19 protein-coding genes are annotated in these 23,946 nt (G+C 67.7%); 9 read left to right on the forward strand and 10 right to left on the reverse strand.

The annotated features are described in order from the left end of the window. Positions 1 to 30: 30 nt before the first annotated feature. Positions 31 to 1,185: an acyltransferase family protein gene (locus AC1ROC_RS18685; RefSeq protein WP_085370220.1), complete on the reverse strand. Its 1,155-nt coding sequence runs from the start codon at positions 1,183 to 1,185 to the stop codon at positions 31 to 33. A gap of 38 nt (positions 1,186 to 1,223) precedes the next feature. Continuing rightward, a complete protein-coding gene (locus AC1ROC_RS18690; protein WP_085370219.1) occupies positions 1,224 to 2,492 on the reverse strand; it encodes a nucleotide sugar dehydrogenase in 1,269 nt (422 codons plus the stop codon). A 230-nt stretch (positions 2,493 to 2,722) separates the two neighbouring features. On the opposite strand from AC1ROC_RS18690, the gene AC1ROC_RS18695 reads away from it, so the two are divergent. After that, positions 2,723 to 4,546 (forward strand): DUF4012 domain-containing protein, encoded by a 1,824-nt coding sequence (locus AC1ROC_RS18695; protein ID WP_493001843.1) that lies wholly within the window; start codon positions 2,723 to 2,725, stop codon positions 4,544 to 4,546. 3 nt (positions 4,547 to 4,549) lie between these two features. On the opposite strand, the gene AC1ROC_RS18700 is transcribed toward AC1ROC_RS18695, so the two are convergent. The 4 genes from AC1ROC_RS18700 to AC1ROC_RS18715 all read right to left on the reverse strand — a co-directional run bounded on the left by AC1ROC_RS18700 (position 4,550) and on the right by AC1ROC_RS18715 (position 9,438). After that, positions 4,550 to 5,719: a glycosyltransferase family 4 protein gene (locus tag AC1ROC_RS18700; protein ID WP_179150830.1), complete on the reverse strand. Its 1,170-nt coding sequence runs from the start codon at positions 5,717 to 5,719 to the stop codon at positions 4,550 to 4,552. Between the two features lie 29 nt (positions 5,720 to 5,748). Then, on the reverse strand, positions 5,749 to 7,743 hold the full coding sequence (locus tag AC1ROC_RS18705) for an NAD-dependent epimerase/dehydratase family protein (protein WP_493001844.1): 1,995 nt from the start codon (positions 7,741 to 7,743) through the stop codon (positions 5,749 to 5,751). Between the two features lie 303 nt (positions 7,744 to 8,046). Then, positions 8,047 to 8,844: a Bax inhibitor-1/YccA family protein gene (locus AC1ROC_RS18710; protein ID WP_493001845.1), complete on the reverse strand. Its 798-nt coding sequence runs from the start codon at positions 8,842 to 8,844 to the stop codon at positions 8,047 to 8,049. A 60-nt stretch (positions 8,845 to 8,904) separates the two neighbouring features. Further along, a complete protein-coding gene (locus AC1ROC_RS18715; RefSeq protein ID WP_493001846.1) occupies positions 8,905 to 9,438 on the reverse strand; it encodes a hypothetical protein in 534 nt (177 codons plus the stop codon). Between the two features lie 63 nt (positions 9,439 to 9,501). On the opposite strand from AC1ROC_RS18715, the gene AC1ROC_RS18720 reads away from it, so the two are divergent. The 3 genes from AC1ROC_RS18720 (at position 9,502) to AC1ROC_RS18730 (ending at position 14,162) form a co-directional block, all read left to right on the forward strand. Next, positions 9,502 to 10,566 (forward strand): glycerophosphodiester phosphodiesterase family protein, encoded by a 1,065-nt coding sequence (locus tag AC1ROC_RS18720; RefSeq protein WP_493001847.1) that lies wholly within the window; start codon positions 9,502 to 9,504, stop codon positions 10,564 to 10,566. A gap of 66 nt (positions 10,567 to 10,632) precedes the next feature. Next, positions 10,633 to 13,128 carry an ATP-dependent helicase gene (locus tag AC1ROC_RS18725; RefSeq protein ID WP_085370213.1) on the forward strand — a complete coding sequence of 832 codons (2,496 nt, stop codon included), beginning with the start codon at positions 10,633 to 10,635 and terminating at the stop codon, positions 13,126 to 13,128. Next, positions 13,125 to 14,162, forward strand: a complete 1,038-nt coding sequence (locus tag AC1ROC_RS18730; protein WP_493001848.1) for an FUSC family protein — start codon at positions 13,125 to 13,127, stop codon at positions 14,160 to 14,162. The genes AC1ROC_RS18725 and AC1ROC_RS18730 overlap by 4 nt, the downstream gene beginning before the upstream one ends. Positions 14,163 to 14,197: 35 nt before the next feature. On the opposite strand, the gene AC1ROC_RS18735 is transcribed toward AC1ROC_RS18730, so the two are convergent. From AC1ROC_RS18735 to AC1ROC_RS18745, 3 genes are all read right to left on the reverse strand, one after another. Then, positions 14,198 to 15,013, reverse strand: coding sequence for an oxygenase MpaB family protein (locus tag AC1ROC_RS18735; RefSeq protein ID WP_493001849.1), 816 nt, complete (start codon positions 15,011 to 15,013; stop codon positions 14,198 to 14,200). Positions 15,014 to 15,082: 69 nt separating this feature from the next. Further along, on the reverse strand, positions 15,083 to 16,024 hold the full coding sequence (locus tag AC1ROC_RS18740) for a hypothetical protein (protein WP_493001850.1): 942 nt from the start codon (positions 16,022 to 16,024) through the stop codon (positions 15,083 to 15,085). A 105-nt stretch (positions 16,025 to 16,129) separates the two neighbouring features. After that, positions 16,130 to 16,729, reverse strand: a complete 600-nt coding sequence (locus AC1ROC_RS18745) for a hypothetical protein (RefSeq protein WP_493001851.1) — start codon at positions 16,727 to 16,729, stop codon at positions 16,130 to 16,132. A gap of 263 nt (positions 16,730 to 16,992) precedes the next feature. Between AC1ROC_RS18745 and sucC the strand changes: the two genes are divergently transcribed. From sucC to AC1ROC_RS18770, 5 genes are all read left to right on the forward strand, one after another. Beyond that, a complete protein-coding gene (gene sucC, locus AC1ROC_RS18750) occupies positions 16,993 to 18,156 on the forward strand; it encodes an ADP-forming succinate--CoA ligase subunit beta (protein WP_085370210.1) in 1,164 nt (387 codons plus the stop codon). Between the two features lie 17 nt (positions 18,157 to 18,173). Beyond that, on the forward strand, positions 18,174 to 19,061 hold the full coding sequence (gene sucD / locus AC1ROC_RS18755) for a succinate--CoA ligase subunit alpha (protein WP_085370209.1): 888 nt from the start codon (positions 18,174 to 18,176) through the stop codon (positions 19,059 to 19,061). Positions 19,062 to 19,190: 129 nt separating this feature from the next. After that, the gene (locus AC1ROC_RS18760; protein ID WP_085370208.1) at positions 19,191 to 20,600 is read left to right on the forward strand and encodes a hypothetical protein; all 1,410 of its coding nucleotides are present in this window, start codon (positions 19,191 to 19,193) and stop codon (positions 20,598 to 20,600) included. Between the two features lie 55 nt (positions 20,601 to 20,655). Then, the gene (locus AC1ROC_RS18765; protein WP_493001852.1) at positions 20,656 to 21,933 is read left to right on the forward strand and encodes a cell division protein PerM; all 1,278 of its coding nucleotides are present in this window, start codon (positions 20,656 to 20,658) and stop codon (positions 21,931 to 21,933) included. Then, entirely contained in the window at positions 21,930 to 23,252 is a 1,323-nt protein-coding gene (locus AC1ROC_RS18770) for a threonine/serine exporter family protein (RefSeq protein WP_168690008.1), read from the forward strand. The genes AC1ROC_RS18765 and AC1ROC_RS18770 overlap by 4 nt, the downstream gene beginning before the upstream one ends. A 16-nt stretch (positions 23,253 to 23,268) precedes the next feature. Here the strand turns inward: AC1ROC_RS18770 and AC1ROC_RS18775 are convergent, their stop codons facing one another. Then, a complete protein-coding gene (locus AC1ROC_RS18775) occupies positions 23,269 to 23,946 on the reverse strand; it encodes an SRPBCC domain-containing protein (protein WP_493001853.1) in 678 nt (225 codons plus the stop codon).

Below are 23,946 nucleotides of genomic sequence, written 5' to 3' on the forward strand. Positions count from 1 at the left end.
TCCTTAGACGAATAGCTCGATAAATCTACACTACGGACCCTTGACGGCCGGCTCGTCGCCTGGCCCCCGTTGGAGGTCCGTTACCGGGTTCACCGGTCCGGTCGCCTTCGAGCGATCGAAGGTGCGCTCGATGCGCGCCCGCATGCGTGAAGCGAAAGGCCGCTCGACAAACCTGTTGACGAGCCAGGCGAGAGTGATGGCCACGGCGATGCCGAGCGCGAGCGCACCCCACGTGCCGAGTATGTCCTGCGTGTAGTGGATGACGATGAGGCCGGGGTACACGTGCACAAGGTAGAGCGGGTAGGTGAGGCGGCCGAGTGACGTTCCGGCCGTCCCTGTCCAGGTACGTGCAGGAGTCAGGGTCGCGATCGCCACCGCGGCGAAGAAGGCGAGGATCACGCAGAATGCGACGGCGCCCGAGAGGCGCGCTCCCGTGCTGTCGTGGACCCACGAGGCCGTGAGTGCTGCGTTGTTGGCGGCGAGCACAGCATTGACACCGAGGATCATCCAGTGCAGCAGGGTGTGACCGTGTGCGTAGAGGAGGTAGAGGGCGATGCCGCCGGCGAACAACGGGGCGAAGTCCGGCTGCAGGATCTCGGCGAACTGTTTGTTCCCGGCTTTGACCAGGATCGCGAGAAGCGGCCAGAGCGCCGCCAGGGCGAGCACCTTGCGGTAGGTGAGCCCGGTGACGATCAGGATGCCGACGATGAGATAGAAGCACAGCTCGACCCAGAGCGTCCAATAGACGCCGTCGACGTATGGGACACCGAACGGCTTGTTCAGCATCGTCATGTTGACCGCGGTGGTTCGCAGGTTGTCGGCCGTGACGCGACCATCGATGATCAGGACGGCGACGATCCCGGCGAGTGGGACGGCCACCCAATACGCGGGGAACAGCCGAGCAAGACGCGATGCGACGAATTGCCCTGTCGTCCGTCCCCAGGCGGACATCATGATGACGAATCCGGAGATGATGAAGAACAGATAGACGCCGAGGTACCCGTATCCGGTCACCATCGTCAACGGACCGAAAATAGTGACGGGGCGGGCATCCCAGCCCCACTGGTACGGATACGTCGTGAAGTGGTAGGCCACGACGGCCAGCGCGGCACAGAACCGCAGCGCGTCGAGGAGATTGAGGCGTCCCCGGCGCGCGGCTCGTGGCGCGAGATCGGGCGCGAGCATCGGCTATGCCGCCACTGCGATCAGCGCGGACCGGTTGCTCACAGACGCTCGACCGTTGGACCGGCGGCGCGGTTCTTGGTGTCCAGCACCGGAGCGGGCGTCTCTGCGAGGAGGGCGAGGTCGAACTCCTCGTGATCGGTGAGGAGCACCACGGCGTCTGCCCCGGAGAGGGTCTCGGCGGAGTACGACGCCCGCTCGACCCCGGCCGGCCAGCGGTGGTCCTCGACGCGGTCGTCGATACCGACGATCTCCGCGCCCAGCTCGCGCAGCACGTCGATGAGTCGCAGCGAGGGAGACTCGCGGATGTCGCCGGTGTTCCGCTTGTACGAGAGCCCGACGAGGACGACCCGAGCGCCGTTCAGCGCCTTCCCCGCACGGTTGAGCAACACCATCAACCGCTGCGCGACATAGTCGGGCATGTGGTCGTTGATGTCATTCGCGAGCTCGACGAACCGGAAGGACTGGCCGAGCTTGCGGCGCACCTGCCAGGACAGGTAGCTGGGATCCACGGGGAGGCAGTGTCCTCCGACGCCGGGTCCTGGCGTGAACTTCATGAAACCGAACGGCTTGGACGACGCTGCCTCGATGGATTCCCAGACGTCGACACCGAGCTGGTGACCGAAGATGGCGAGTTCGTTGACGAGGGCGATGTTGACGTGCCGGAACGTGTTCTCGAGGAGCTTGGTGAGTTCCGCCTCTTTGGTACCGCTCACCGGAACAGTCGTCTCGACCAGATCGTCGTAGAAGCCCTTGACCCTCACAAGCGACTCGGGGTCGATGCCGGAGACGACCTTCGGGGTGTTGGCGAAGCCCCAGGTCTTGTTGCCCGGGTCGATGCGCTCGGGGCTGTAGCCCACGAAGAAGTCCGTGCCCGCCGTGAGGCCTGAGCCTTCTTCCAGGAGCGGCACCAGCAACTCCTGTGTGGTCCCGGGGTATGTCGTCGATTCGAGGATGACAGTGGCTCCGGCAGAGAGCCGTGTCGAAAGGGCTTTGGCCGAGTCCTCGATGAAGCTGAGGTCGGGGATGCCTTCGCTGAGAGGCGTAGGCACAGTGATCACTGCGACGTCGAACCCAGCAGCATCGTCGTAGTCCTTGCTCGCCTTGTACTTGCCGGACGCGAGGGCGGCGGCGAGCACGCTGGAAGGAATGTCGTCGACGTAGGATTCGCCGCTCTGAAGGCCGGCGATGCGCCTGTCGTCGACATCCAGGCCGATGACGTCGTATCCGGCGTCGACGGCTCGCATTGCTACGGGCAGGCCGACATAGCCCTGCCCCACGATGACGGCGCGCTTGTTGTGTGAAGTCATGATCCCCGGTTCGGACGCAAGAGTGTCCCGCGCGGAAGTGCAGCAGGGACAATCGGGCGCATCAGCACGCCCCAGAAGGACAAATTATCAGACGACTCACAGTGGTTCGGCAGGCACCGACTGAAGTGCCGTGGATCCAGCCCGTCTGTGTGCGGATTTCAAGCGTTTCCTCACGATCTCCTCCTGGTTGCTTGCAGGTTCGGCGAGCACTCGTCTGGTCTAATGGTTGGATGCCCGACTCCCGCCATACGCGCGCCGCGATCTCGCACGCCCGGCAGACCCGATCCCGCCGTGTTTGGTGGTACGTGGGCGCCGGTATCGTCCTGGCCGTCATCGTCTTCTGCGGGCTCTGGATCGGGCTGCGAGCTCTCGCCGCCAAGTCTTCGCTCGAAGCTGCGATTCCTCTCGTGACCACCCTGAAGACGCAAGTGGCCGCCCTGGACGTCGACGGAGCCAAGGCCACGATGGCGAAGCTCGAGCCGAAGGTGAACTCGGCGCGGAGCGATACCAGCGACCCGATCTGGCGGGGAGCGGAGGTCATTCCGTTCGTCGGCCCCAACCTCTCGGCCGTCCGCACGCTTGCATCGTCCACCGATGACGTGGTGACGAAGGCGATCAAGCCGCTCGTCGGCGTGCTCAACACGGTCTCGCCGGAGAGCATCAAGCCGGTCAACGGAGCGCTCAACCTCGCCCCGATCGTCAAGGCCACACCGACGGTCGACCGTGCCGCCGCCGCTCTCGACAAGGCAAACGCGCAGGTCGCCGCCATCGACACGTCTGGCACGATCGGTCCCGTGCGTTCGGCCACGACGCAACTCTCCACGATGCTGGGCAAGGTCGCCGGGCAGATGAAGCAGGCGAAGGACGCGGTTCACGCGCTCCCAGCCGCGCTGGGCGCGAAGGGCGTCCGCAACTACCTGGTCATCTTCGAGAACAGCGGCGAACTGCTTCCGAACGGCGGAACGACGGGATCCATGGCCCTGTTGCAACTCGACAACGGGAAGATCAGCCTGGTCAAGCAGTCGTCTGCGTCCATCCGCGATTTCCCACGATTCGACGACTACGTCATCCCGCTTCCCGAAGACGTGAAGATGCTGTACCCGTACGGCCTCGGAAGGCAGGTGCAGGACCTCACCATCACGCCGCGCTTCTCGACGACGTTCGATGTCGCCAAAGCCATGTGGAAGCAGGCGAAGGGCGACGACATCGACGGCGTCATCGCAATGGACACCGTGACGCTCGGCAACCTGCTGAAGGCCACCGGACCGATCGACGTCCTCCCCGGGCTCACACTGACGCCGGAGAACGCCGTGCGCATCCTGCTCATTGACATCTACACGATGTACCCCGACCCTGTGACAGTCGACAAGATCAACGAATCGATCGCGATCGGCGCCTTCTCCCGGGTTCTGGGGGGCGGTGCGAACCCGAAGACCCTGCTCAGCACACTGCTGAAAATGGGTGAGGAGGGCCGCGTGAAGATGTGGACCGGCGACAAGGCGGAGCAGAGCCTCATCAAGATGACGCCGTTCTACTCGGCGCCGCCTGTAAGCACCAAGGACACGGATGCGTTCGGGGTGTACTTCATGGATCAGACGCCGTCGAAAATGGACTACTTCCTCAAGGTCAAGGTGGGCATCACCCAGGCGGTCTGCGGCGACAAGCACCGCTATGTGTTCGCGCGTGTCGCCCTCAACAGCACGGCGCCGGCCAACGCGGGCGAGATACTCCCGAACTACGTGGTCGGTGACGGCATTCTCGTCGCCAAGGGCAACGTGCAGATCGGCACGACCGTGTACGCACCGAAGGGCTACAAGGTGCTCGGTACGGCCATCGACGCTCAGCCGTCCGCTGCCCCGATGATCGGGTCGGACGGCGAATATCCCGTGGCGCAGGGTGTTCAGCAGATGGGCCCCGGGCAGACGATGGTCTTGGATGTGCTCTTCGACGCTGGTGAGACACCGCTCAAGAAGCTGAAGGCGGACGTCACGCCCACCGTCAATCCGACGGTGGCTGGCTACGGTACCCTCGACTGCAAGGCGATCGGCAAGTAGGGGCTACAGCTGTTCGTCTGCTGTCGGACGGAGCTCAGGAGTGCGACCACCTGCGCGCTCGAGTTCCTGCGCGTAGAAGTCAGTGGTCTGCCGAGCCACCTGGTCGCGACGGAACTCCGCGTTGACCCAGCGTTGAGCGGCAGCCCCCATCGACCGACGGCGCTCCGGGTCGAGGAGCAACGTGGCCAGGGCCCCGGCAAGCTCGGAGCCGGACCGCGCAGGCACGATCAAGCCGGTGGTCTCCGGCTTCACAGAGTCGACGGCCCCCGTTGCGTCGGTCGTCACGGTCGGGACGCCTGCAGCGCTCGCCTCGAGGACCACGTTCGGGAACCCTTCGCGATAGGTGGGAAGGCAGAACACATCCATGAGGGCGTAGTACGGCGCTGTGTTCTCGACGGCGCCCGTGGTCACGGTCATGGGTCCGAATATCTCTGACGCGGGAGCATCCGTGCTGGCAACGCCGGAATCGACTCCTCCCACGATGAGCAGCTGATGCTCGATCCCGCGCTCCAACAGGATTTTCCTGGCCTCGGCGAGCTCTTTGAGCCCCTTGTCCGGTGCGACGCGGCCGACGAATCCGACGACAGGGATCGTGCGATCGAGCCCGAGCTGCGTTCCTATCGCTTCCGCCGCCTCGCGGTTGCGGGCGTTCGCGAACAGCTCGACATCGACGCCGTTGGAACTGCCCGATCCGAGCACCGTGACCTTGTCGGACGGCGCGATCCCGAGCTCGATCAATTCCGATCGGAGGCTGGGGCTGACGGCCAGGACCGTGTGCGACGAGCGCGCTGTTGCCCGCTCAGCGGCGATGAGCACCTTTCGCATCATTCCGGTCGCGGTCTCGAGGCGCAGACCTCGCTGCAGGTAGATGCGGCGAGGCGCTCGCGTCAGCTTCGCGGCGAGCGCGCCGAGCAACGATGCCTTCGGTGTACTGACGGAAACGACGTCTGGGCGCACCTTTCGCAAGAGAACGACCCATCGCGCGAGCGAGACGGCGTCGCTGAGCGGTGACGGGTCCCGCTCCATCGGCAGCGGGTGGACGACGACGTGCTGCAGCGTGCCCAGCTTCGTCAACTGCTCGCCCGGTGACGAGACGATATGCACCTCCCATCCGTCTCGAACCAGGAGTTCAGGGACGTTGCGCATGAGGATCAGCGACACGGGGACGGTCACAGCCAGGAGTATGCGGGGGCGGCGTTCAGTCATACGTTGCTGGGTCCTTGCATTTCGTTTCGCCGTTCGACTCCGTCGAAGATGTCGGCCAGCGTGCGGTCGTCGATGTCTGGAGCTGCGGCGTGGGATGAGCGCTGGTCCTGGCCCATCCACATCAGCTCCAGTCGTCGGGCGGCGCCGGCGACCTCCGGAACGATCCGTCCGACGCCTCTGGCCACGCTGAGGAGCGCGACACACATCCAACGTGGAAGACGCAGAGGGGATTCGCCCTTGGCCAGTTCGAGCACGCCTGCAGCGGTGTGTCCTTCCCACGGCTGGAGGAGGATCTTTCGCGTCACGGTCGCTGTCGTGCCGACGTCGGCGATGAACGCGACCAGTCCGTCGATCGTGCTCACGACCGTCGGCTGTGCGCCCGTGCCCGCAACGCTCGCGATCGGCGAGCGAGCGATTCTGACGAACGACTCCGTTGTGCGTCTGCCGGGTCCCTGAACGCTCGTCGCCCTGATCACGAGCAGTGCTGGTGTACCGCCGTCCGGACCGCTCTTCAGGAATGCGCGCTCACCGAGCGCCTTCGAATGCGAATAGTAAGAGAACGGCGACGCCTCGATGCTTTCATCGAGAACGGGACGCCTTCCCTGAACCGCGGCCGAACTGATGTGAATCGCCGTGCGCACTCCGGCACGGCGGGCCGCGACGGCGAATACGGCGGGAAGCAGCGCGTTCGCTCCGTACAGATCTGCGCCGCCCGCCGAGTCGGGCTGCGCCAGGCCTGCGGCGTTGACCGCGACGTCCGCACCGGCGATCCGGGTCGCGAGTTCGCCGCACGCAGGAGAGGAATCGGCCGCTGCGGTGAGCGATTCGAGGTCGCGCGTCTCCGGATCGAGCTCCAAACGGGGGGCCGCCAGTTCGCGCACCTCGTATCCCTTGCTCCGCAGGTGGCGGACAAGGGCGGAACCCACGAATCCCGAGGCCCCGACGACGGCCCAGACGCGTGGGCGCTCGTAAGCCTGAGCGATCGGAGCTTCGTCCAAGTCGACGGGGGGAAGGCTGTAACCGGTTGGCCGAGGGATGGTGTTCCCACGCATCCGGGGCAACGCCAGATAGAGCGCTGAGAGGACGATCATGGCGACGGCGACGATCAGGGGATTGACCGCGAGCGCTATTATCGACAGCCCGACGAGCGACGATGCTGCGGTGAAGGCGGAGACGATCAGCGCGGCTTGAATGTGGGAGAGTCCGGTGTCCGTCAGCCGTTGATACGCGTGGGTACGATGCGGGCGCAGTACGGGCTCACCCCGTCGACCCCGCCGGATGAGGGTGGACATGGTGTCGACCAGATAGATCAGGACCGGTGCGAGGACCGTGAGGATCGGCACACCGATCATCAGAGCGGCGACCGCGAGCATGGAGACGGATGCACCGAGCGCGTAGCTGCCCACGTCGCCGAGGAAGATGCCCGGCCGAGACAGATTCCAGGGAAGGAATGCGGCGAAGACCGCTGCGACGAGAAGCCCGAAATAAGCGATCCATGGCACACCGACGATGCCGCCGACAGCCGCGTAGGAAAGTCCGGTCACGATTCCGTGCATCCCGGAGATACCGTTCACGCCGTCCATGAAGTTCGTGATGTTGACGTAGGCGGCGATGAGAACTCCGCAGACGAGCGCCACCCAGAACGACTGATGTCCCGCAACGGCCAACGCGGCGGCGCCCGCTAGGCCCAGCACGAGTTGCAACCCGGCCCGGAGCCAGACCGGCAGCCCGCGAACATCTTCGACCAGACCGAGCAGCCCGAACGCTGCGGTGATGATCCCGCTGATGACCAGTGGGATGGATGGGAAGGCTGCGGCCACGACCGCGCCGGCTACTCCGACGATCACGCCGACCAGAGGGCCGACACCGCCCCCTCGAAGGGTCGGACGCACGTGAGAGGAGCGTGCATTCGGTTCGTCAACGACGCCGACCCTGCGGAGGATCGGTCGGAGGACGGCGAGCGCGCCCCCGCTGACCAGTGCCGCGGCCACGACGAGTATCCACGAGCTACCCATCACGAGGGGGCAATCCGGCGGTCAACAAGCTCCAACGGGTCTCCCGGTCTTGCGGTTGTGCGGTCCGTGTGATCTCACCGCAATCGGGCAGGTCGTCGGCGTGCCGACGCGTTGGCCCGCAATCAGCAGGTCTCGACTCGATCCTGGCGACCGGGAGAATGCACGATGCGATAGTACCAGCGAACGTCAGGAGGGAACTTCGGTGCGATGGGCGGCCATCAGCACAGAGGGCGGGCAGGGAGCGTGTGCTCCCTGCCCGCCCTTTCGGCGCGGGGTGCGCTAGTTGCGGGAGATCGCGAAGATGCGGAGCAGCTCGAGGTAGAGCCAGATGACTGTGACCATGATGCCGAAGGCGCCGGCCCAGCCGAAGACGCGGGGGGCGCGGTTCTTGACGCCCTGCTGGATGGCGTCGAAGTCGAGCACGAGCGAGTATGCGCACATGATGACGACGAGGACGCCGATGATCAGCCCGAGTGGAATGCCGAAAATGCGGAACTCGCCGCGGAGGCCCCAGGGGTCGTCCGAAACGTTCGTGAGCATCAGGATGACGTTTACCACGGAGAACAGCAGGTAGCCGACCAGCGCGATGAGGAAGACCTTCGTCGCCTTCGCGGATGCGCGGATCTTGCCGCTGGCGAAGAGGGCGAGCGTGACACCCACCACGACGATCGTGCCGATGACAGCCTGGAGAACGACGCCGTTGGCCAGGTTTTCGTAGAACAGCGAGATCCCGCCGATGAAGATGCCCTGCGCGCCGGCATATGCCAGCGTGAGCGCCGGAGACGGCTTCTTGCGGTTCTTGAAGATGTTGACGAAGGCCAGAACGAGTCCGACGATCGCAGCGGGGATCCACAGGACGGGGACGATCCAGCCGATGACCGCTCCGACGAGGAGCACGCCGAAGCTGACCGCGGTCTTGACGATCGTGTCTTCGACGGTCATGCGGTCGGTTTCGACGGCGCCGGCCGCCGGTGCGTTGTACATCTCCTGGAGGTTCTCGGCGCTGAGTGTCGCAGCGGCCGCTGACCCGTTCTGGAAGGCCGGGCTCTGTGAGAATGCCGGGTTGGAGGTAGCCATGATTCCTCTGCTTGCGTGTGGGGTCCGGACGAGCCGGATCTGTGCACTAAACCTACCGATTTATTGTCTAAGAGTTCTGACAGATTGCCTTGAATCAAGGGTGATTGCGACCCATCGTGCCAGCCACGCGGCCGCCACGATGACCACCGTGCTCACCGCGATCGACACCCAGCCCTGGGAGTACTCGTGGATCGTTCTGGCCAGGACGATGCTGGACGCGATCGGCAGCACGAGCACGACGTAACTCAGCAGGGGGCGCAGCCGGATCAGCAGCCAGGCGGCGAGCGGCACGCAGAAGCACCAGGCGAAGCCGGCGCCGCCGAGCATGAGCCAGGTGAATCCGAGCACGGGGATGGCGACGGAGACCCTGCGTCCGATCGTGGAGGGGAGCACGGCCCAGCCGGCGGGCTGGAGCACGGAGCCGACGAGGAGGAACGGCAGGCTGTACGCGCTCGTCATGAGGATAAAGCCGGTGCCGACCACGAGCATCCCGAGGCCGATGACGAGTCGCTGGCGGTACGCGCCCCAGTGCAGATCCAGTCGGCTCGCTGGCTCGACCCAGCCGTTCGGAGAGGGCGGTTCCGCTTCGGACATCGCTTGATTCTGTCACCCGTATGCGCGCGAGAGAACCCCCAAGGCGCGGGCTAGTATCTCAACATGCGAGCTCGGACGGCCCCTCTGGTGATCGGTCACCGGGGCGCGCCCGGGTACCGCCCGGAGCACACGGCGGCCTCGTACGAGCTCGCGTTCGCGCTGGGTGCCGACGCGGTCGAGCCCGACATCGTCGCCACGAAGGACGGCATCCTCGTGCTCCGGCACGAGAACGAGATCTCGGGGACGACGGACGTCGCGACGCGTGCAGAGTTCGCCGGGCGGAGGACGATCAAGGAGATCGACGGCACGCCGCTGACGGGGTGGTTCACGGAGGACTTCACCTGGGAGGAACTCGCGACGCTGAGGGCGAAGGAGCGGCTGCCCGCGATCCGGCAGGCGAGCTCGACCTTCGACGGCAGATATCCCGTACTGAGGCTGCGGGATCTGCTCGAGATCGTCGACACGGCGTCGGACGATGCCGCACGCCGGCTCGGGGTGGTGGCGGAGATCAAGCACGCGACATACTTCGACTCCATCGGCCTGCCGCTCGCTGAGCTCTTCGCGGCGGAGGTTGCGGAGGCCGGGTGGATCGACAATCCGGGGCTGGTCGTCGAGAGCTTCGAGAAGACCGTGCTCGGTCAGGTGCGCAGGCAGGGCTTCCGCGGCACGCGCGTCTACCTGCTCGAGGACTCGGGCGTCCCCGCCGATCGCGCGGCAGCGCAAGGGTCTGCTGCCGCTGGATATGCCGATGATCTGACGGCGCGCGGACTGTACGCGCTCGGAGCGGCGGCCGCCCCCGACCGCGTCGACGGCATCAGTGTCGAGGTGTCGCAGGTGCTCGCGTCCGGTTCCGTCGCCGTCTCCCTGTTCGAGGACGACCCGCCGGACATCGATGTCGGCGCGGTGACTTCGGACCTGGTCGACACCGCCCACTCTGCGGGCCTCGGCGTGTACTGCTGGACGCTCCGCCCGGAGAACGCGCTGATGCCGGAGGAGTTCCGCGGGCAGGGGCGCGACGACCAGTGGGGCGACTGGCGGAGGCTGTTCTCGATCCTGCTGCACTCCGGAGTGGATGGGGTCTTCGCCGACCATCCGGATCTGGCCGTCGCCGTGCGCGACGAACACTGATATCACCGGGTCCCTGAACGTCTCGCGGCTGGGATGACAGGGGTGGAGGCTAAAATCGTTGGAGACATGACGAGCCTCCCCGACGCCTCTCCCTCCGCCACCCCGATCATCCTCGACGGCCGATCCGGTCACGGGCGCCCCGGCGACGGTGGAGACTCCGCGAACGACCGGCTTTTCGCCGGCTTGAACCCCCAGCAGCGCGAGGCGGCCGAGTACCGCGGAGCAGCCCTGCTGATCGTGGCCGGCGCCGGATCGGGCAAGACCAGCGTGCTGACGCGCCGCATCGCCGGCCTCATCGAGACCCGAGAGGCCTGGCCGAGCCAGATTCTCGCGATCACGTTCACGAACAAGGCCGCCGCCGAGATGCGCGAGCGCGTCGAGGTGCTGCTCGGCGGCAAGGCGCAGGGCATGTGGATCTCCACGTTCCACTCGGCCTGCGTCCGCATCCTGCGTCGTGAGGCGGAGACCATCGGCAAGACGCAGAGCTTCACGATCTACGACTCCGGCGACACCCGGGCACTGCTCAAGCGGATCATCAAGGGACTCGACGCCGACACGCTCGGCTTCACGGTGGCGGGAGCGGCCGGCCGCATCTCCAAGCTCAAGAACGAGCTGACCGACATCGAGACCTACGCACGCTCTGCGAACCTGAGCGACCCGCAGGAGGTGATGTTCCTCGAGATCTTCCGCCAGTACACGCGCGCCCTGCGCACGGCGAACGCGTTCGACTTCGACGACCTCATCGCGGAGACCGTGTTCCTGTTCCGCGCCTTCCCCAAGGTGGCGGCCCTGTACCAGCGGCGCTTCCGCCACATCCTGGTCGACGAGTACCAGGACACGAACCACGCGCAGTACTCCCTGATCCGCGAGCTGACGATGCCGATCGCGCCGGCCATCGCCGACGAGCTGGAGGCCCAAGGCCACCACGTCGAGTCGATGCGGGATGCGGTGGGCGTGATCCCCGGCGCCTCCCTCACCGTGGTCGGCGACTCCGACCAGTCGATCTACGCGTTCCGCGGCGCGGACATCCGGAACATCGTCGAGTTCGAGCGCGACTTCCCCGGCGCGAAGGTGGTGCTGCTCGAACAGAACTACCGGTCCACGCAGAACATCTTGAGCGCGGCCAACGCCGTCATCGCCAACAACTTCGACCGCAAGGACAAGAAGCTGTGGACCGCGGTCGGCGACGGTGAGAAGATCATCGGCTTCACCGGGTATTCCGGTCACGACGAGGCGCAGTTCGTCGCCGACGAGATCGAGAAACTGCACAGCGCCGGCATGGACTACAAAGACATCGCCGTGTTCTATCGGACCAACGCTCAGACGCGTGCGCTCGAAGAGATCTTCATCCGCTCCGCCCTGCCGTACCGGATCATGGGCGGCACCAAGTTCTACGAGCGCGCCGAGATCAAGGACTCGATGGCGTATCTGATCGCCGTCGCGAACCCGGACGACACCCTCGCGCTGCGCCGCATCCTGAACACCCCGAAGCGCGGGATCGGTCCGGCGACCGAGACCCAGCTGGCCAGCTACGCGGAGGACAACGGGATCAACTTCCGCCAGGCGATGCGCGACGCCGGCTCGCTCGGGCTCGGCCCGAAGGTGACGACCGCGATCCTGCAGCTCGCGACGTTGCTGGACGACGCGGCCGCCAAGATCGACCCGGAGAATCCAGCGGGGGTGTCGTCGGTCGCAGACGTGCTCACGTTCCTGCTCGACGGCAGCGGATACCTGGATGTGCTCCGCAACAGCAGGGACCCGCAGGACGAGGCCCGCGCAGAGAACGTGGACGAGCTCGTCGCGGTGACGCGCGAGTTCGCACGCAACAACCCAGATGGCGGCCTGGTCGACTTCCTCACCGAGGTCTCCCTGGTGGCTGCAGCGGACGAGATCGACGATTCGAGCGGAACCGTCTCGCTGATGACCCTGCACACCGCGAAGGGCCTCGAGTACGACGCCGTCTTCCTGACCGGCATCGAGGAGGATCTCCTTCCGCACCGGATGTCCGCGAACGAGCCGGGTGGGCCGGCCGAGGAGCGGCGCCTGTTCTACGTGGGCATCACGCGCGCCAAGAAGCGGCTCTTCCTGTCGCTGGCGATGACGCGCGCGCAGTTCGGCGAGACCGCCGTGGCCATGCCGAGTCGCTACCTGCAAGAAATCCCCGCCGATCTGATCGACTGGAAGCAGTCGCCCGGCACCGCGAACGGCCGAGGAGGCAGCCAGTCCCGTGCACTCAACGCGCGGCGGCCCGGTCTCGGGTCCGGGTCCGGGTCCAGCGGGGGAGGCCGCTGGAACGAGAGCCTCACGTCCGGCGGGTTCTCCGCGGGAGGGCGGCCCTCCGATCGTCCGAAGACCGAGTGGCCGAACAGGGTCACCGGCCAGGTGCGGGACAACGGCGACCTGGAGCTCGCATCCGGCGACCGCATCCGGCACACGGACTTCGGCGATGGCCGGGTGACGCAGGTGACCGGCGAAGGAGCCAAGCGGGTCGCGCACGTGCAGTTCGAGAAGGTGGGAGCGAAGAAGCTGCTCATCAAGATCGCCCCCATCGAAAAACTGTGAGGGCCCCGCAGCTCACAACGCTGAGCGTCGAGGTCGGCCTGCGGGCCGCGACGGCCGTGGCCGTTCCGTTGCTGATCCTCTTCGCCGTCGGCAGGCTCGACCTTGCAGCGTACGCGTCCTTCGGCGCGTTCACCGCGCTGTACGGGCGGAACGAGCCGTACCGCCTGCGCATCCGGAGCGTCTCGATCGCGGCGGTGGTGCTCGTCGCGACCATCTCGCTCGGAACAGTGGTCGCCGCCCTCGGAGAACCGCTGGCACTGCTCGTGCCGTTGCTCATCGTGGTGGTCACGCTCGGCACCATCCTGGCCGCGACGTTCCAGTTGCTCCCCGCACAACCGCTGTTCTTCGTCTTCGCCCTCCTCGTCTGCGCCGCCGTGCCGACACCGGCGCACGAGATCGGGCTCCGGATCGGCCTCGCCGCTCTGTCCGCCGCATTCTCCTGGCTGCTGACCATGTCCGGCTGGCTCATCCGGCGCCTCACGGGCACCGCCTCGAACCCCGTGCTCCTGAAGGAACTGCGCCGTGCCCCGGCTGTCGACACGTCGGCGATCCGGGATGCGCGGGTCTGGCTCGCCGTGGCGCAGAACGTCGTCGGGGTGGTCGTCGCGGGCGGGATCGCGTTGGCGTTCGGGCTGGGCCACGCGTACTGGGCCGTCGTCAGCCTCGTGGCCGTCATCCCGCCGGCACGGGCAGCGCACTCCATCTCGCGCTCCGTGCACCGTGTGGTCGGCACGATCGTCGGGGTCGGTCTGACCGTCCTGCTGTTGTTCTGGTCGCCGTCTCCGCTGTTCGTGATCGGCGTGATCGTGGTGTGCCAGGTCTTCGCCGAAGTGCTCGTCGGCGCCCACTACGGCACCGCTCTGGTGTTCATCACCCCGATGGCGCTGTCCGTCTCGTACCTGTCGACGACGAAGGTCGCGCTGTCGACCCTTGCCGTGGACCGGGTGCTGGAGACCGTGCTGGGTGCTGCGGTCGGAATCCTGCTCGTGCTCGCGGCGCGGTGGATCGAACGCGTCCGCGGACTCGCGGCTTGAGCAGGACTCGCGGCCTGAGCAGGGCCGCCAGCCGGTCAGGCGGCTGAGCGCTCGCCGATGGTCGCGCGCAACCGCTTCAGGTACGCATCCCGTGGTCGGTGCCGGAGCCGCGCGGGAAGGCGCGGGTAGACGAGGACGGCCCAGCGCATCCACCGGTCGAAGCGTCGCTGCAGCCGGGCGCTCCAGGCGAGGCCGAAACGGCGCCGCAGGTCCGGCGGCAGGAGGCCGACGGTGACCAGGCGCGCCTGCGGGAACACGGCGCGCATCCACAGGGGGATGGTGGAGGGGTAGAGGATCTGCCGCGCGACCCGCTTGGTGTCCGCGGTCGGTCGCAGGCCGGCCACGGTCTTCCTCCAGTAAGTGTCGAAGTCCGCGCGGGTCTGCGGCCACGCCTCCGGCGGCACCTGCAGGGCAGAGCCGAGCACCGTGAACTCGCGGTAGATCCGCTCGCCGTCGGCGTCGGGGATCCGGCCGAAGAAGCGTTCGTAGAGGTCGATCATCGTGGCGTACAGGGTGGAGGCGACCCACAGCTGCAACCGCGGATCGAACGCGTTGTATGCGGGGGCGTCCGCGCTCGCCGCGGCGCGCACCGGCGCGTGCGCCCTGTTGACCGACCGTCTGACCACGGCGAACTCCTCCGGCGAGGCGTACACCGACGCGTAGACGAACGTCATGGTGGCGTGGAGCCTGTCCATCATCCGGTTGGCGAAGTCGCTGTGCTCCACCACGCCCCGACCGACGGCCGGGTGCGCGATCTGCAGGAGCAGCGCCCTGCCGCCTCCGGCCAGGTAGATGGCCTCGGCCCCGATGTCTTTCGCGCTGAGACCGGCTGGCGCCTGACGGGTTCGCATCGCACCATCCTGCCGCGGCAGGCTGCGAAGGTCCGGAATGCGCGTCGGCGCTGGTCCGCCTGCAGGCCGTCATCGTGCGGCCAGGATGGCTCGACGCTCGCGGCTGCGGATGGTGAGCCCGGTGAGGCCCAGTCCGAGGGAGAGTGCAGCACCGCCGGCGGAGACGGCCGGGATCAGCCCGCTTGCGTCCGATCCTGTGTTCGCCAGCTCGGGCTCGCGCACGGTGGCCGGCGAGACGGCGGGGAGCGCGGGGGGCTCGGGCGTGGCCGGTTCCTCGGGGACTTCCGGCGATTCGGGGACCTCGGGAACCTCCGGTACCTCGGGTACTTCGGGCACCTCGGGAACTTCCGGTACTTCGGGGACTTCCGGTACTTCGGGAACTTCCGGTACTTCGGGAACTTCGGGCACCTCGGGAACCTCCGGCTTCACGCCCCGGGTGATCTCCGACGCCACGCCGAACGCGGAGCGCCACGGGCGCAGGCGGCTGCCGCCTTCTGTCGCAGGGGTGTCGGCGGGCGTGATCGACTCGACCCACACGTAGTGACCGACGGCGGGCAGCTCGCACTCGGGCGTCTCGTATTCGCCCGTGCCGCTGACGACGAGTTCGACCTCGCAGGCGACGGGAGCGTCGGACGGCGCATCCGGGGCCTCGACGATCGGGTCGGCGAACGGGCCGAGCAGCCGGCTCTTGATGGTGGCGCGCACCGGGGCAAGGCCGTCCGGTGACGACCAGACGCCCCAGGTGGGCAGCAGGCCGTCGTCGACGGCGACGCCGACGGTGAGGTGGTCCGAGATCATCGCGCCGGGCTCGGCGACGGCCTCGCTTGTGACGGTCGCGACCGTCGGCTGGAAGGGGAGGGGGGAGACGCCGGCGGCGTCGGCCCTCGCGTGGGCTTCCGCGTCGGCCGGAACGGCGACGAGGAGCGCCTGCGCGTCACCGCGGGGGATGGCGATCGTGAGTCTGTCGCCGTATGGAAGCGCGACGAACCGGGCGTCGGCGGTGACGGACACGCTCGCCTCCGTGCCGGTGGGAAGGATGGGGATGTCGACGCCGTTCTGGATGTCGGCGGTCGTCGAGCCGTCCTCGAAGGTGGCCCCGGTCAGCGTGGCCGTTCCTCAGTGCTTACGGGGCGGGAGGACCTCGGCGCCGCCCGTCAGCCGGTCGACCGTGAGCTCGACCCGGAAGCGGCCGGCACCGTCGTCGGCCAGTTCGACCACGCCGTCGGCCTCCACCGACCGCGAGCCGAGCGTACCGGACTCGGCGACCATCGAGTGCGCCCAGCTGAGAACGGTCGCTGCGTCCGCTCCCGCCCTGGCCGCGTACGACGCCGCCGTCGCGTTGTCGAGTCCGGCGACCATCCACGTCGCGAGCTGGCCTGCCGCCGCCGTTCCCCGGTCGGAGGTGCCCGCCCAGGAGCGTGAGATGAAGGCGAGCTTCGCGGCCTGCTCCGGCGAGTACCAGTCGAGCGTCGAACCCGCCACGAGGTCGATCTCGTGGCCGGTCGGGCTCTTCTTGCCTGCCTGCAGGCAGAAGCCGCGTGATCCGTCGTCGAGCGAATACGTGCCGAGCCACCAGCCGTCCGCGGAGAGATAGCCGGGTCCGTGGCCGTTCGCGGAGAGGGCCTGCGCTCCGGTGGCGAGATGGATCGCCGAAAAGAAGAACAGCAGACCGGCCACCGCGAAGGAGGTGATGAGAGTTGTTATTCGGTGTGTCATGGCATCCACCGTCGTCGGTCGGGACGGGGCGGTGGGGCTCGGGGCCGAAGCTGTGGAGAAGTGGATGGAGGAGCCCGGCTGTGGAGGGAGCATCCACGATCGCTGTGGATTTCGCGGCTCGTTTCGCAGGCGTTCAGCAGGACGCGCTAGAGTTCTTTCTGGCGAAATTTATCTCGGCGTCGAGCTATTCTCCCGCCGAACTGCCTAGGAGAAATCGGCCGGCAAGCGCCACGAGCGTGCCGGAACCAGCGGATTGGATAACCGTGGATCTATACGAGTATCAGGCCAGAGACCTGTTTGAGCAGTACGGTGTCCCGGTCCTTCCGGGCATCGTCGCGGACACCCCTGAGGAGGTGCGCGCAGCGGCGGAGAAGCTCGGTGGAGTGGTCGTCGTCAAGGCGCAGGTGAAGGTCGGTGGTCGTGGTAAGGCCGGCGGCGTCAAGGTCGCCAAGAACCCGGATGAGGCGGAGGAAGCCGCGAAGGCCATCCTCGGGCTCGACATCAAGGGTCACATCGTCCGTCGCGTGATGGTCGCCGGCGGCGCCCGCATCGCGAAGGAGTTCTACTTCTCGGTCCTGCTCGACCGGGCCAACCGCTCGTACCTGTCGCTCACCAGCGTCGAGGGCGGCATGGAGATCGAGCAGCTCGCCGTCGAGAAGCCCGAGGCGCTGGCGCGCATCGAGGTCGACCCGATCACCGGTGTCGACGCGGCGAAGGCCGCCGAGATCGCGAAGGCCGCCGGATTCCCGGACGACCTCGCAGGCAAGGTCGCCGACGTCTTCGTGAAGCTGTACGAGGTCTACAAGGGCGAGGACGCGACGCTGGTCGAGGTCAACCCGCTCGTGCTCACCGAGGAGGGCGACATCATCGCCCTGGACGGCAAGGTCACGCTCGACGAGAACGCCGGCTTCCGTCACCCGAACCACGAGGCGCTCGAGGACAAGGCTGCAGCCGACCCGCTGGAGGCGAAGGCCAAGGCGAGCGACCTCAACTATGTGAAGCTCGACGGAGAGGTCGGCATCATCGGAAACGGCGCGGGGCTCGTCATGAGCACGCTCGACGTCGTCGCGTACGCGGGTGAGAAGCACAAGGGCGTCAAGCCGGCCAACTTCCTCGACATCGGCGGCGGAGCATCCGCAGCCGTCATGGCCGCCGGTCTGGACGTCATCCTGAACGACCCGCAGGTCAAGAGCGTGTTCGTGAACGTGTTCGGCGGCATCACCGCCTGTGACGCGGTCGCCAACGGCATCGTCAAGGCGCTCGAGATCCTCGGCGACGAGGCCAACAAGCCGCTCGTCGTCCGTCTCGACGGCAACAACGTCGACGAGGGTCGCCGCATCCTCACCGAAGCCGCGCACCCGCTGGTGACGCTGGCTCTCACCATGGACGAAGGCGCCGACAAGGCCGCCGAACTGGCTGCGAAGTAGTAAGGGCGCGATCAAGAATGTCTATCTTCCTCAACAAGGATTCCAAGGTCATCGTTCAGGGCATCACCGGAGGTGAGGGCACGAAGCACACCGCCCTCATGCTGAAGGCGGGCACCCAGGTGGTCGGTGGCGTGAACGCCCGCAAGGCCGGAACGACCGTCACGCACGGCGATGTCGAGCTCCCCGTCTTCGGAACGGTCGCGGAAGCGATCGAGAAGACCGGCGCGGACGTCTCCATCGCGTTCGTCCCGCCCGCGTTCACGAAGGACGCGGTCATCGAGGCCATCGACGCCGAGATCCCGCTGCTCGTCATCATCACCGAGGGCGTGCCCGTGCAGGACTCCGCCGAGTTCTGGGCGTACGCGCAGGAGAAGGGCAACAAGACCCGCATCATCGGGCCGAACTGCCCCGGCATCATCACCCCCGGTGAGTCGCTCGTCGGCATCACCCCGGCGAACATCACCGGCAAGGGCCCGATCGGCCTCGTCTCGAAGTCGGGAACGCTCACCTACCAGATGATGTACGAGCTCCGTGACCTCGGGTTCTCGACCGCCATCGGCATCGGCGGCGACCCGATCATCGGCACGACCCACATCGACGCTCTCGCGGCGTTCGAGGCGGACCCGGAGACCAAGGCCATCGTCATGATCGGCGAGATCGGTGGCGACGCGGAAGAGCGCGCCGCCGACTTCATCAAGGCGAACGTCACGAAGCCGGTCGTCGGCTACGTGGCGGGCTTCACCGCTCCCGAGGGCAAGACGATGGGCCACGCCGGCGCCATCGTCTCCGGCTCGGCGGGCACCGCCCAGGCGAAGAAGGAGGCCCTCGAGGCCGCCGGTGTCAAGGTCGGCAAGACGCCGTCCGAGACCGCAGCCCTGCTCCGCGAGGTCTACGCGGCGCTGTAGAACCACCGGAGGGAGCGCATCCCTCCACAGGTAAGGACCCCGTGGAGTTCTCCACGGGGTCCTTGTTTTTCCGTCGCGCGGAAGGCACTGAGCGCTACAGTGAGCAGCAGCGGGAAAGGGGGGAGCGACATGGCACGCATCACCAACAGCGAGTTGCTCCAGCGCATCGCTCAGCTCGAAGCCGAGAACGCCGGACTGCGCGAGACCATCGAGACCATCGAGAACGATCCGACGCAGCCGATTCCGCCGCACGAGGCAGCCGTTCCCAGCACCGCTGTGCCACGAAAGCACACCAGGAGCTGGGCCTGGACTCTGCTCGCCGCCGTGCTCATCCTGATCGGCGCCCTTCTCGCCCCCGTCGCCGTCGTCTCGTCCTGGGCAAAGGTGCAGCTGACAGACACGGATGCGTTCGTCGCGGCATACGCACCGCTCGCCAAAGACGCCGGGGTGCAGTCGTTCGTCACCAGCCAGACGATGGACGTCATCCAGCAGAACGTGGATGTGCCGGCGATCACGTCCGACGTGGTCGACGGCATCACCTCGCTCGGCACCGGTCCGGCGGCCACCCGCGCCCTCGAGGCGCTGAAGGGGCCGGCCGCCCAGGGCATCCTGTCGCTGATGCGATCGACAGTGGATGGGTTCGTGCGGTCGGACGCGTTCGCACAGGTCTGGCAGGAAGCACTCCGGGCGAGCCACACCCAGCTGGTCGCGACGATGCAGAACGATCCGAAGGCGGCCATCGCCGTCGGGTCTGACGGCTCGGTCGGCGTTCAGCTCGGGCCGATCATCGACAGGGTCAAGGCGATCCTCGTGAAGCAGGGGCTCACCTTCGCGTCGCAGATCCCGTCGGTGGATCGCACCATCACGATCGCGCAGAATTCGTCGCTTCCGACCATCCAGCTGTTCTACGGCGTCGCGGTCGCGGCGGGGGCCTGGCTCCCGTGGGTGGCGCTGCTCCTGCTCGCGGCGGGCGTGGTCGTGGCCAGACGCCGCGCGCTCGCCTTGGTCTGGGCTGCGGTGGCCCTGGCGTTGTCGATGGTCATCATCGTGGCGGGGATCGGCATCGGCAGGCTGGTGTTCGTCGGCTCGGTGTCGCCGTCGCTGATCCCGTCCGGTGTCGCGCGAACCGTCTTCGACACGCTCACCACGGCGATGAGGGACACCGGGATCGCCGTGCTCGTGCTCGCCATCGTGGTTGCTGTCGTCGGCTGGTACTCGGGACCGTTCGCGGTGCCGAGACGGCTGCGCGGGTTCTTCGGGGCCGGGGTCACCTGGGTCCGGACCTCCGCCGAACGACACGGGATCAGCACGGGGAGGACCGGGGAGTGGCTGTATGCGCAGCGGACCCTGCTGCGCGTGCTCATCGCCGCAATCGCCGCGGCCATCGTCCTGTTCGTCCGCCCACTGACGCCGTCGCTCATCATCTGGACGCTGGTCATCGCCGCGCTCGTGGTCGCCGTGCTCGAACTGGTGCAGCGGCCGGTCATCACGGTGCCGGAGACCGCGGACGACGAGACCCCGATCATGACCGTCTCCTGACCGCCGAAGTGTCGGCGGAGCGGCGCGACGCCCGACCGGTAGGCTCCATTCGGTCATGAATCGCACAACCGTCGCCCTGCTCGCCGCGCTGGAGGCGGTCATCGTCGTCGCGATCGGCCTCGCGATCTCCCTCGTGCCGCTCACCGTCCTCTGGGCAGCCCAGTATCACCTCGCGGCGGACTGGTTCACGTTCTGGCGGGCGTCCGCCGACATCTGGCTCGTCGGCCACGGCGTCAACCTCACCGTCACCCTCGACGCCCAGGCGGCGGCGACCCTCGGGCTGCCCGGTGCTGTCATCCCGTTCCAGGTCACGATCGCCGCCCTCGGTTTCGCCGTGCTCACCGCCGGGCTCGGCGTGCGCACCGGCCTGCGCGCAGCGGAGACGCCGTTCCGGCTGACGGGCGCCGTGAGCGCCGTCGTCGCCTTCGCCGTTCTCTCGGCGGCCGTGACCTTCTCCGCGGGGAGCGCCCCCGTGCATCCATCGGTCTGGCAGGGGATCGTGCTGCCCCCGTTCGTCTACGCCGTCGGGGTGGTCTGCGGGTTCGGCTTCGCCGCGCTGCGGGCCGAGCGCGATGGCAAAGACATCGGGCTGAGCGACCGGAACGACCGGGGCGGGCTGGCGGAAGCGCCACAGTCTCGGGGCGCCGTGCTCCCCGCCCTCGCAGCCGCGACCAACCGCATCCCGCCGATGATCCGGGATGCGTCGGCCGTGGCCCTCCGCGCCGGAACCGGGGCCGCCGCCCTGGTCATCGCCGGTGCCGCCCTCGTGCTCACCATCCTCATCCTCGGCAACTACGGCGGCATCATCAGCCTGTACGAGCAGCTGCAGGCGGGCGCTCTCGGCGGCGCGGCGCTCACCATCGCGCAGCTCGCGTTCATCCCGAACCTGGTCATCTGGCTCGCCTCCTGGATGGTCGGCCCCGGTTTCGCGATCGGCACCGGCTCGTCGGTCAGCCCGATCGGCACGGAGCTCGGGCCGCTGCCCGGGCTGCCGCTGTTCGGCGTCATCCCCGCCGGAGGGTTCTCGTTCGGCCTGATCGGCGTGCTGGTGCCGATCGTCGCCGGCTTCCTCGCCGCAGCGTTGCTCCGCTCCCGGGCGACCAGGATGCGCGACCTGCATGGGACATCGGGGCTCTTGGTGGCCGCGCTCGGCATCGGTATCGTTGCGGGCATCGAACTCGGCCTCCTGGCCTGGTGGTCGTCCGGCGCCATCGGTCCAGGACGGCTGCACGACGTCGGTCCGAATCCGTGGCTGGTGGGTTCGATCGCGGCGGCGGAGGTCGCCGTCGCGGCGATCATCGGGCTGGTGGCGGGAGGTCGGGCGAGACGATGAGCCGCTGGAACGTGCCGTTCCGCTTCCCGAAGCTGGAGATCCACCGCCGGTCGGTCGAGGCGAGGCAGCTCGTCGAGAGCCCGTCGGCGCAGCTGCAGGAGTTCCTGGTCAAGCTGGGCAGCGCGCTGCTCTCGGTCGGTACGGCGGCGACGGACATCCAGCGCACCCTGAAACGCGTCTCCGTCGCGCTCGGGTCGCCGAACGCCGCCCTCATCGTGTTCCCGACGCTGATCTTCGTGGGGATGCCGGACGAGAAGGAGACCCGCTTCGACATCGCGGAGTCGCCGGGCGGCGAGGTGCGGTTCGACAGGGCGGCCAGGATCTACACCGTGGTCGACCACGCGCTCGCCGGAACGATCACCGCCGTCCAGGGCATCGAGGCCATCGAAGCGATCACGGCGGCCAAGCCGCGCTTCCCGACGGTCGTGCGGGTGCTCGGTCACGGCCTCGCGGCGGCGGGCGTCGGCCTCGTGCTCCTCGGCGCAGAGCCGATCAGCATGGTCTACGCGTTCGTGCTCGGTGTGCTGGTCGGTGTGGCCAAGCTGCTGGTGCGGCCCGGCACGTACGCCGCCATCCTGCTCCCCGTCTTCACGGCGTTCGCGCTCGCGCTGATCGTCTTCGCCGCCGCACGCACCGATCTTGTCCCCGAGCCGCTGCAGGTGCTCGTGCCGCCGCTGGTCACACTGCTGCCCGGCGCGGTGCTCACCACGGGCATCCAGGAGCTCGCGGCGGGGGACATGGTCGCGGGGGCGAGCAGGCTCGTCTCCGGGATCGCGCAACTGCTCTTCCTGTCGTTCGGGATCCTGGCGGCGCTGACGATCACGGGCGTCCCAGCATCCACTGCCCTGCTCACCACGCACCCGCCGCTCGGCGCGTTCCAGCCGTGGGTGGGCGTCCTGTTGTTCTCGCTCGGGATCTTCCTCTATTACTGCGGGCCGCGGCGCTCGCTCTACTTCCTCACCCTGGTGCTGCTCGTGGCATACGGAGCCCAGCTGCTCGGAGCGGTGATCATGGGGAGCGAGTTCAGCGGGTTCTTCGGGGCGCTCGCGCTCACCGTGGTGGCGTATCTGGTGCAGTCGATCAGGGGCGCGCCTCCGGCGGTGGTGTGCTTCCTGCCCGCGTTCTGGCTGCTGGTGCCGGGTGCGACCGGGCTGATCGGGCTCACGCAGAGCGCATCCGGAGTGAACTTCGATTCGAGCAGTTTCCCGACCATCGTCGGCTCGATCGTCGCCATCGCGCTCGGCGTGCTGGTCGGGACGGCGTTGTACCGACAGATCTACAGCGTCGCCCCGGCCGCGTGGGGCCTGCGGCTGGTGTGACCGGCCCGCGGCGGCGTCAGTCCTCCACTGTCCTGCCGGTGTAGAAGGCGAAGGTCGCGTCCGCGGTCCGAGCTGCTGTGGCAGGCTCTGCGCCGTCGGCGATGTGGGCCTCCGCCCAGCGGTCGGCTGCCGAGCGGGTGAACGCCGCGCCCTCGTCGGAGAGGGCCCAGGCCTGTCCCTCCTCGGGCGAGATGGCGCTGTCCTGCGTGCCGAAGTGGAGGGCGAGGCTGAGCACGGCCTGGTCCCAGCCCACGCCGGTCGCGCCGGGCCCGTATGTCTCCCACAGCTGTTCGGGGACGTCGGCCACCCGCGCGCTGTGTTCGAGGGTGAACCGGGTGCTGTCCTGCCCGATCGACGTGAGCCGGACGGTGACCCACGTGACGCCGCCGCCGAACTCCCACGTGATCCGGTACTCCGCCGACCCGGCGGCCGACCCGTCCGCCGGCGGAGAGCAGGCGAGGATCTCGCCCCCGGCGTTGCCGGTGAGCTGGTAGCGGCCGCCGAGGCGGAGGTCGCCGGTGACCGGGAGGAACCAGCGTGCGATCCTGTCCGCCGTGGTGGTGGCGTCCCAGACGTCGGCGATGTCCGCCGGGTAGTCCTGGGCGATGGTCTGGATGCGCGTCAGCTCTCCGTCGATCTCCTCGGTGCGGAGGGTGCGGGTGACCGCATCGATCTGTGCGTTGACGTCGACCAT

It is taken from the genome of Leifsonia sp. GW821-FHT13C05, from assembly GCF_058806515.1.